Raw genomic sequence first — 9,404 nt, 5'->3', positions numbered from 1 at the left:
CCGCCCGTCCAAAAAGGACGGGCGGGACGCCCATCCCACTTTCAAGAGTGGAAGTTATTTAATTCTCATTCCTTAACTGCTTTTTTTAAGAGGCTGTCGGGATTTCGCGGATCGACTCCTGTAAACTCTCACACTAGAATTAAGCAGCAAGAAAAGTTAGAATAACGGCAAAACTGAATATTGCCCAGAACAGCCAAACTATCTTTACCGAAGATTAGTCGAGAAAACCAGCCGAATATCAGCCAATATCTTGATTTTGCCTCAATAAAGATGTCCAAGGTCTACAGCACGGCGGAACTCATTAAAATCCTCGAAGAAGAGCGCCAAGCCTGCTTGCATGGGCGGCGCCTCAACTTGACTGAAACTCCTGCTACAGGCAACCCCGTGATTGACCGCTTTCTCAAATCTGAGGGAGTTCAGAAGTTCACTGCTTATCAAAATTTTAAGGCGGCTGTGCACGAATACCAGCGGGAACATCAAGTTTCTGGGATTGTCTGGCGGGAAATGGCGGTTAAAGGCAATACTCTACGCTATCCGGCAGTGGATGACGAATTAATAGCTCTACCGGTTGATTTGATAACGCTGAAGGCAGCTAAGATTTCTATGTTGGAATTCTGGCAGCAGGTAACTGCGGGGATGGATTTGTATTTAAGCATTAACAGCGGGAAGGATTTTCGATCGATCGAGCCGATTGATGTAGAAGCTATAGCCCAGCGCACAGAATGGGCCAATCTCTCCAAGTGGGAAAAGTTGGATTTTCTGGAAATTTTGTTGCAGTTGGGCTGGGGGAAGCCGGAGGAAGCTTATTATAAGCGGGGATGGCCAACCTCCGGCAGTGAGTACATTCACGCCGTCAAACCCGGACAGCGGCCGATTTGTTAATTAGTCAGTAGTCAGTAGTCAGTAGTCAGTAGTCAGTAGTCAGTAGTCAGTAGTCAGAAGTCAGAAGTCAGAAGTCAGTAGTCAGTAGTCAGTAGTCAGTAGTCAGTAGTCAGAAGTCAGAAGTCAGAAGTCAGTAGTCAGTAGTCAGTAGTCAGTAGTCAGAAGTCAGAAGTCAGAAGTCAGAAGTCAGAAGTCAGTAGTCAGAAGTCAGTAGTCAGAAGTCAGTAGTCAGAAGTCAGTAGTCAGAAGTCAGTAGTCAGAAGTCAGAAGTCAGAAGTCAGTAGTCAGAAGTCAGAAGTCAGTAGTCAGAAGTCAGAAGTCAGAAGTCAGTAGTCAGAAGTCAGTAGTTACTGATTATTGGGAGATATTCAAAACAAATAACAAATAACAATTGGCAATTGCCAACTGCCAACTGCCAACTGCCAACGGTCAACGGTCAACTGTCAACTGACATCTGACAAAGCATCAAGCCAAACCACTGATTTGGATCTGTCCAAACCTGCACTGGCATTAAACCACGCTGCGACAGTTCTTTTTTTACAGTATTGAGATTAAACTTGCGCGATATTTCGCTGCGGATAGTTTCTCCCGCTGCAAATTCAATTGTTAAATTGAGAGAACGCAACTGCACTGTTTGCGCTTTTTTACTTTTCAAGTGCATTTCAATTTGACATTCCTCTTGATTGTAAAAAGCCCAATGCTCGAACTGTGCTAAATCAAAATTTCCCTCATATTTTCGATTTAAATGTCGCAGCATATTCAAGTTAAATGCTGCCGTTACTCCTTGACTGTCATCGTAGGCAGGCTCTAAAATATCCTTAGATTTGTCCAAGTCAATTCCCAGCAAAAAATACTCTCCCGGCTGCAGTGCACCGACAATTTGCGAGAAGAATAAATCGCATTCTTGAGCGTTGAGATTGCCGAGGGTACTGCCGAGAAAGCAAATCATTCGGGTTGGCAACGGCGACGGTGCAATTTTAGCTAAGGCTAATTCGTATGTGCTGACAAGTCCGTGAATCTGGAGCGACGGATAATCTGCCAACAGTTGACAAGCGCTGCTTTCTAGGATAGTAGGACTGATATCGATCGGCAAATAGTGCAGGGGATATTCCAGTTGACTGTAAGCATCAAGGAGAATCCGAGTTTTGGTGGAACTGCCGCTGCCGAGTTCGACGATTTGGCAAGGGCCCGTTAAATTGGCGATCGCCCCCGCGCACCCCTGCAAAATTGCCGTCTCAGTGCGTGTCAAGTAGTATTCCGGCAACTGGCAAATCAACTCAAACAGGTTTGAGCCGCGATCGTCGTAGAAATACTTTGGAGGCAGGGATTTGGGGGTTTGAGTCAACCCGCTAACTGCATCGCTGCCAGCATTGATTTCTGCGGGTGTCAGTGCCGCAGCGCTCACCAGCCGCTCTAAATGCAGCCGGTTTTCCTTCGTTGAGGCTGAGTTTGTCGTGTCGGACAGTCTTGGGGATTTCATAAAGTAATTTTTAGATGCACATATATATGGGTATAGCACGCAGTCGCGTTGCCAAATATCGCGCTCAAGTGAGGTTTTTCATGTCGCTCTCGGTTCTGTATTATCTCACCAGATGGATCTCGCACCCACAATTAAAACTTAAATAAAACTTAAAAATTTTCAACTAAAATTATAAAAAACTTCACAAAAGTTTTTTTATTTAATATTTTTACCCGATCAAAGCTTTAGCATTTCGCAAACAAATTTGTCCCTAATTCCCCATCAATCCTTTTATATGGTATCCGTAAAAGAACCGTTATAAGTTAGTAGGGAGGACTTTAGTCCGAGCGAGTGTATTGAGGACTTTAGTCTTCACTAAGAACCAAGGAGCGCACGGAGCCGTGCACTCGATAATTATAATGAAATAGCGAACTACTTAGCGCAGCGAAAACCAGCAATAATTTGCCGCACGCCCGGATAGTACCAATTCCGAAAGGTCGATCGCAGTGCCTGCGGAAAAGTTGCCCAACTCCCGCCTTTCAAAACCCGGTGTTCTCCATCAAAATAAACTTGAGAATATCCCCTGTAAGGATAACTTTCAAATCCCGGATAGGCGTCAAAGCTTGAAGCAGTCCACTCCCAAACATTGCCCAACATATCATAGCAGCCGATCGCACTTGCTCCTTTAGGGAAGGCATCAACTGGCGAGGTATTGGCAATATTATTGCCGTGATTGCACAGGCTGCCGTTTGGCGGTTCTTCTCCCCAAGGATAGATGCGATATGTTTGATTTGTGGCATCCCAACTTGCCGCTTTTTCCCATTCGGCTTCCGATGGCAAACGCTTGCCGATAAAGTTGCAGTAAGCTTCGGCTTCGTACCAACTCACTCCGCAAACTGGATGGTTGTTGAAAGCTGGATTTTCTGACCAGTAAAGCGGTTGAGAGACGGCTTCGCCTTGCAGCCATTTCCACCCGTCCGCTGACCACCAATCAGGGTTTTGATAGCCGCCGGATTCCATGAAATCTTGGTATTGACGGCAAGTGACGGGATAGCGATCGATCGAGTATGCTTCTAAATAACACAGGTGGCGCGATCGCTCATTATCCAAAGCCTCAGCAGCATCGCTTCCCATGTAAAATTCCCCGCCCGGAATTTCAATCGCCGAATCGGTAATTGGGTATCGGGAATTGGGCATTGGGAATTGGGCATTGGGAATTGGGCATTGGGCATTGGGCATTGGGAATTTCTGCTGCTTTATTCCTCGCTGTTGTAGAGAATTAATCCGTGTATCCGTGTCCAAATCCGTGTCGTGCGTTCCTTCCTTTTTCCTGTGCATTTGCAACACGAAAGCAACAGTTTCGCAGTGCTGACTTTCGTGCTGAATAATAAACCGCCAGAGACGTTCTTGCTCGTCGATCGGCGCTACTTCCAAATAATCTAACAGCTTTTTTCTCACCGCGTCCAGATATAATTCAACTTCAGGTAACCTCGGCAGAAAAACCCGTTGTTTTTTCGGCAAAATATCAGCAGCAAACAGTTGGTGATACTGAGGAAACACAGGTTCCAAGCCAGCACATCGTTGCAACAGCCACAAATCCTCAGTATAAGCAATGTGGCCTAAGTGCCAGCCAACTGGACTGAAATCAGGATGAGCTTGACGGCAAAAAGTATCATAATCGATGTCTGCAAATAGCTTGAAAGTGCCGCTGCGACACTGCTGCAAATCGCGATAAATTGCCTCTCTACAAGATTGGATAGATTTCGATATCACGCTCTACTCCGGTACTGATAATGCTCTGGACTGGACACTCGTGCCAATTGCCAGCAAATAAAGGTTCAGAAGCAATGATGACAGAATTTGGGAAATTTAAATCGTCTCGCAGCCAATAGAGGGAAGGAGGGGTTTTTTGGGAAGCAAAGCGAGAGGCAACGAGCTGGTGTCCGTCGCTGATAATTATATTAGCTGAAAATTCTACTTGGTGAAAGTTTGCTAGCTCTGCCAAAGTTTTCAGGGAGTTTTGCAAAGCAGCTTGTATGGTCAGATTTCCGGCGGTCAATTCATTGACAAACAAGGCGAAGATATGCTCTGAGTCTGTAGTACCGTTAATTGATTGATACAGGGTATCGCTGAGCCGATCGCGAATTGGTCTGTAAAGAGTTTGCCGAAAATTCTTCACGAAGCCGTTGTGTACGAACAGCAGGCGATCGTTCTGAAACGGCTGACAGTTGCTCAAATCTACAGGTTGTCCTGAAGTTGCACTGCGAACATATCCGATCGCGCATCCAGATTCAACGTATCGACTGATACTCGGAAGGTTAATGTCGCTCCAAATTGGCTGTACATTTTTATAGGTAAACGGGTCAGTATCTAGGTGCGGGTGATACCAACCAATACCAAAACCGTCAGCATTGAGTAGGCCAGAAGTCATTTCGCGGGGATCGTAACTCTGCACAATTAGGGAATGTTCCGGCTTGTACAGAATAGCATCAAGTAAAATCGGCTCCCCGAGGTAGCCAAGCAAACGGCACATAAAATTTTTGCAGCAATTTGATTAGCATTGTAAGTCATTAGCCGAAAAATTGCCCGTTAGCGAAGCCCTCGAAGAGGATCGCCCATCTTCAGCGCTGGAAGGTTTTTTGTAGGCCGCTGCCAGCATCGCAGTACAAACGATACAGTTAAGGTAGAACCCCTGCAGCACAAGGAGACTCTTGAATGTTCCTCGACGAACTCATCCCAATGGCGAAAGAATTGATCGAACAGCCAATCGCCTTCGCGGGCGGATTTTTATCTGGCCTGCTTCGACTCAACCTTCACGAAGATCCCGTTAAAAGCTGGATCGACGAGCAAGCTGGTTCAACTTCCTACACTACTCCCCCAGCCGAACCCACCAACGGTAAAAGCACGGGGCCTCAGTCAATCTCGATCGACTAAGGAAAAGCAGTAACATCCTCCCAACGCCAAACTGATTACAGTTATGGCGTGGGCTTCCAAACTTCACTGTTTGGCTTTTCGCGTTTTTCCCTTACGGGATTTCCAGATTTGGCTAGATTGAATTGCTCACTTCCCGCTAGAAAGTCTGCACAGACACAACCGATTCCCGTATAGCCTTTCTCAGATTGATGAAGTACAATAACAGCAGTGTGTAGAGCAGTTCCAAATATCTTGCTGAGAAAGTTGACGGAATGCAAACTCGATCGCCTTTCCTAATTATTGATAATTTGTTTTGTGGATAAAACGGAAAATATTTGTAAGTTTTGACCATAATTTTTCAGTCTTATGATAAATCAGGCGAAGGGGGCGACAACTATATTACTTTCGCCCTTTTTCTTGATTCCTTTATTTACTGATTTGCCTCTTTTTATGACCATTTTTCATCATTACCAAAGCATTTTTTCATTGTTTCGGTAGGTTGCCGGAGCATAAAAAGTATCAAATCTAATTGTATCATTTTCCTTCTTAAATTAACTTATAGCAATCCTAAATCAGTTGTAAAAATATGTAGGGGTAGTGCTACCCCTACTCCCCGTGCCTACCCCACCCAAGGCGGGGCAACCGGGCGTGGGTTTTGCCCCTACAAGAATTACACAAATCATTTAGGATTGCTATATATTAGAACTTTATGAACCATATAGCAATCCTAAATAAATCGTAATTTTTTTACCCCTCCCCAACCCTCCCCGAAGCCGCGGGGAGTCCGTAAGAAATTCACAAATGATGCGAGGATTGCTATACCTTGTTAGTCGCTTTGTTTCCGAAGATGCTTGGTGATTCGTCGCCCACCTATCACTGATCAGATTAAAATCAAGTATTGTTCACGGGTGGGATTCCTCGCCGCCCCAAAACTCATATCCTGACTCGCCCTGCGGATGAATGAGGATATGAGTTGTGATTAAGCTAACTATTGCAGCCATTACCAAGGGTTGGTCAATCGATTTTAGATTTTAGATTTTAGATTTTAGATTTGAAGCATTAACCCCACGGATAAATTTGGGGGCTTATTTATCGGATACAGGTTTTTTATTTATCCACGCATAAATCCGGGGGCTTGTATCCTGGATGCTTTCGGTCAGTGCGGCAAACCCTTTTAGTCAGAGTCGATCGCCCAGTTGTATGGTAGATAGCACTTGACAGTTAAATTAACAGGTTATTATGTATAGCACAACAAGTTCAGTTCGATCGACATGACTATCTACATTGGAAATCTGTCTTACCGCGCCACCGAAGAAGACCTGAAAGCAGTATTTGCAGAACACGGCACAGTCAAGCGAGTTGTCTTGCCTACCGACAGGGAAACCGGTCGGATGCGCGGTTTTGCATTTGTTGAGATGATGGAGGATGCCCAAGAAGACGCTGCAATTGCCGAATTAGACGGTGCAGAGTGGATGGGGCGTCCCTTGCGAGTGAACAAAGCTAAACCGAAAGAAGAGGGAAATCGAGGCGCAGGTATCAAGAGAAACGACGGATATTAGTCTGCGATGCGGCGGTTGACATCCTCTCGAAACCCACCTGATGCACCAGTGCGCCAGTAGCGCCGAATTGCAAGCAGCAGTTGATTTGGGGGATGCAATGTCAAATCCGCTGCACAAAAACATCGATTATTTAGAGGAGCCTGCGGTATGGTTTTATTACAAGAATTTGATGCCAAAGAATGGGTGAAAACGCGCAGTTCCCTAGACGGTGAAGCAACATTTCTCACCTGGAACGGTTATATTTACTCTTTTGTTCCCAACGAACCGAAAAAGCGCTTGTTCAAAATACTTGGCATGAGTGCAAGCAGGTGTATTGCTGACGGCGAGGGCGGCTGGAAATTCACCTCGCGAGAACTAACTTACTATCTAGACCCCAACAGCGGAAAAATTCTCCACAAATGGGAGAACCCTTGGACAGGAGAAACCCTAACGGTTGCTCACGTTGCTAACAACCCCGTCCAAGGGAATTTTAAAGGAATTTTCCCGGCTAAAGTAGAGCCTGAAATTACGACTTTTGTCTTTGACTTATTTCCCAACTATCCTAATCCTTTAGCTGAGGATGCCAGATTTGTTGATTACAGTCCAAATCCCATCTATCAAGCAGCAGAATTATTTAAGCTGACAGTGCCCACAGCAGAATTATTAAATCCCGAACTTGTCTCAGTTTCTCAAGTAATTCTGAGTTGGGATAGAATCGGGCCGTGGCTGGCATGGATGAAAATGGGAAATCGACCCGGTAACATGATTTACAGTGCCACGGGTTCCAAAGTCAAGAGTTGGACAGAATTACCTCAATTGCTGCAAGATGAAATCAAAACTCGCATTCCTTTGTATAAAGATGCGCCGAAATCGCAATTAGATGTGGAAGATATGACTTCTTGGATTTATTTTCAACAGAACTTTGATGCTTATCTCGCGGGAGAAAGATTCCCTCTGCCAGCACCGGAAGCATAAGCTCATAATAGATGAATGCCCTCAATCAGTTCGCGATCGCATGGCGGCCCATGCGAAACCGGGTTTTTTACTGAATCTGCAGGCCCAAACGCGTCTTTTCGTCCATCTTTCCCCGGTTTCGAGCAGTCGGAGTGCGATCGCGAACTGTCAATGTAGGGTGCGCGCACCAGGACATTACCGCATCATATCAAATCCGGTAGCATCGGAATTAATATTACTTACAGCCAGGACACGGCACTGCCGTGCCCCTACAATTAATCTGGCGTAGGGAAGCGGCACGTGCAGTCTCCTCTATATCATAAGGAGTGTAACCGGAACTGATATCAGTCAAATTAATTTGTAGTGAAGAATGCAAGTCTTGTGATTTTTATTAAGACTTGCATTCTTCACTACAAACCTGATTCTATCAATGTCCAAAAATATCCGTCAGGTGCAATGAAGGAAAAACTTTGTTCCCCAAATTCATTAGCGACTATTTCTGTGATTTTTTGTGCATTGCTGGCTTTGACTCGCTCCAAATATTCTGCAATACTAGACACTCGATATGTGTACAGCGACATTCCCAAACATCCGGGATTGGCGCGCTCAAATCGATCGCTTAGTGCGATCGAACTCGGAAACCTCAGAATATACAGTCTACCCGATCGCGCGGCCTTAAAATCTGTTTTCGACGATCGGGGGTCATCAAAAGCTGTCACCACAAATCCTTCCCCAGACTGAAGCTCAAAAATCTCCCTTCCGGCGAGGGAAGACTCAAAGGTAGTTTCTACATCGTCGCGCGCCCGAATCAACCCCAGAACTTCTTCATAAAATAGCAGCGTTTCTTTGCTGTCATCTTGAATTACCATTCCCATGTGGGTAATTTGACTGGTTTTAAAAAAAGCATTGGGATTGATTTTCCCGTAATTAGGCAAAGCATAATTGAATCTTTGAAAAAAAACTTGCCGACTCAAAGGCTGCAAAAGCATCATCTCACGCACTCCGACAGCCGCCTCGACAAAAGGACGCGGTTTTCGCTCTTTGTTGTAAATAATCTCCCAGTGCGGGGATGTATATTTGACCGACAAATTGGCAGATTCAGCATCTTCGGCATGGTTGAGGATATTCAACAAATCAGCAGTTAAAGTAGTTGCCCAACGGTTGCCTTTCACCTTCATTGACGACATTTGCAAACCATCGTTTGTAGGTTTTTCCCAAATCATCAAGCGAATTAATCCGTGATCCGCATCTTGGTGATCGAGTCGAATCGATCGCACTTTTGAACTAACTCCATATAATTCGCCAGCTTCGGATGCCGAGAATTCTCCTATTTTACCGATCCGATATCCAAATTGCTCCCAATATTGCAGTTGTGGAATCGCATCGGCTACGCCAATACACACTTCGTAAATGCCTGCGATGGAAAGGGGCTGCACTTGATTCATACTTTTTGAAACATAATTTACGCACTTTTACATCGGAGTGTTCGCTGTGAGATATCTAAGCGAGATATATAGCGGTTCTCAAGCGTGGTAAGGTATGCCCACGGAGGCCACGGAGGCCACGGAGGCCATGAGTACCGGGAGCATCTCACCTTTGCAGCCCTCCGCTAGAAATTGGAGTTTTGAGGCAGGAGGCAGAAGGAAAGAGGAAGAAGG

8 protein-coding genes are annotated in these 9,404 nt (G+C 45.4%); 4 read left to right on the top strand and 4 right to left on the bottom strand.

All coding sequences use genetic code 11. The features are described from left to right. The first annotated feature begins 270 nt into the window (after positions 1–270). Complete coding sequence (locus QT990_RS34705) at positions 271–882, top strand: hypothetical protein (protein ID WP_333109415.1); 612 nt, start codon at positions 271–273, stop codon at positions 880–882. A 436-nt stretch (positions 883–1,318) separates the two neighbouring features. On the opposite strand, the gene egtD is transcribed toward QT990_RS34705, so the two are convergent. From egtD to egtC, 3 genes are all read right to left on the bottom strand, one after another. Continuing rightward, entirely contained in the window at positions 1,319–2,362 is a 1,044-nt protein-coding gene (gene egtD, locus QT990_RS34700) for an L-histidine N(alpha)-methyltransferase (RefSeq protein WP_333144029.1), read from the bottom strand. Between the two features lie 411 nt (positions 2,363–2,773). Next, positions 2,774–4,114: an ergothioneine biosynthesis protein EgtB gene (locus QT990_RS34695; protein WP_333144030.1), complete on the bottom strand. Its 1,341-nt coding sequence runs from the start codon at positions 4,112–4,114 to the stop codon at positions 2,774–2,776. Next, entirely contained in the window at positions 4,086–4,874 is a 789-nt protein-coding gene (gene egtC, locus QT990_RS34690) for an ergothioneine biosynthesis protein EgtC (protein WP_333144031.1), read from the bottom strand. The genes QT990_RS34695 and egtC overlap by 29 nt, the downstream gene beginning before the upstream one ends. A 182-nt stretch (positions 4,875–5,056) precedes the next feature. Here egtC and QT990_RS34685 point away from each other — a divergent pair, with 182 nt between their 5' ends. From QT990_RS34685 to QT990_RS34675, 3 genes are all read left to right on the top strand, one after another. Next, positions 5,057–5,275: a hypothetical protein gene (locus tag QT990_RS34685; protein ID WP_190736419.1), complete on the top strand. Its 219-nt coding sequence runs from the start codon at positions 5,057–5,059 to the stop codon at positions 5,273–5,275. Between the two features lie 1,250 nt (positions 5,276–6,525). After that, positions 6,526–6,813 carry an RNA-binding protein gene (locus QT990_RS34680; RefSeq protein WP_333109618.1) on the top strand — a complete coding sequence of 96 codons (288 nt, stop codon included), beginning with the start codon at positions 6,526–6,528 and terminating at the stop codon, positions 6,811–6,813. Positions 6,814–6,960: 147 nt separating this feature from the next. Then, a complete protein-coding gene (locus QT990_RS34675; RefSeq protein ID WP_333466346.1) occupies positions 6,961–7,767 on the top strand; it encodes a DUF1838 domain-containing protein in 807 nt (268 codons plus the stop codon). 389 nt (positions 7,768–8,156) lie between these two features. Here the strand turns inward: QT990_RS34675 and QT990_RS34670 are convergent, their stop codons facing one another. Beyond that, positions 8,157–9,191, bottom strand: a complete 1,035-nt coding sequence (locus tag QT990_RS34670) for a VOC family protein (protein WP_333466345.1) — start codon at positions 9,189–9,191, stop codon at positions 8,157–8,159. Positions 9,192–9,404 lie beyond the last annotated feature (213 nt).

This window comes from Microcoleus sp. T3_B1, assembly GCF_036700445.1.
Taxonomy (GTDB): Bacteria; Cyanobacteriota; Cyanobacteriia; order Cyanobacteriales; family Microcoleaceae; genus Microcoleus.
This window is presented reverse-complemented; position numbering and strand designations above follow the sequence as displayed.

What these genes read in the sequence shown, in the direction of transcription:
- egtD (WP_333144029.1), bottom strand. Translation starts at nt 2,362, where the DNA reads ATGAAATCCCCAAGACTGTCCGACACGACAAACTCAGCCTCAACGAAG.
- QT990_RS34670 (WP_333466345.1), bottom strand. Translation starts at nt 9,191, where the DNA reads ATGAATCAAGTGCAGCCCCTTTCCATCGCAGGCATTTACGAAGTGTGT.
- QT990_RS34705 (WP_333109415.1), top strand. Translation starts at nt 271, where the DNA reads ATGTCCAAGGTCTACAGCACGGCGGAACTCATTAAAATCCTCGAAGAA.
- QT990_RS34675 (WP_333466346.1), top strand. Translation starts at nt 6,961, where the DNA reads ATGGTTTTATTACAAGAATTTGATGCCAAAGAATGGGTGAAAACGCGC.
- QT990_RS34685 (WP_190736419.1), top strand. Translation starts at nt 5,057, where the DNA reads ATGTTCCTCGACGAACTCATCCCAATGGCGAAAGAATTGATCGAACAG.
- QT990_RS34680 (WP_333109618.1), top strand. Translation starts at nt 6,526, where the DNA reads ATGACTATCTACATTGGAAATCTGTCTTACCGCGCCACCGAAGAAGAC.
- egtC (WP_333144031.1), bottom strand. Translation starts at nt 4,874, where the DNA reads ATGTGCCGTTTGCTTGGCTACCTCGGGGAGCCGATTTTACTTGATGCT.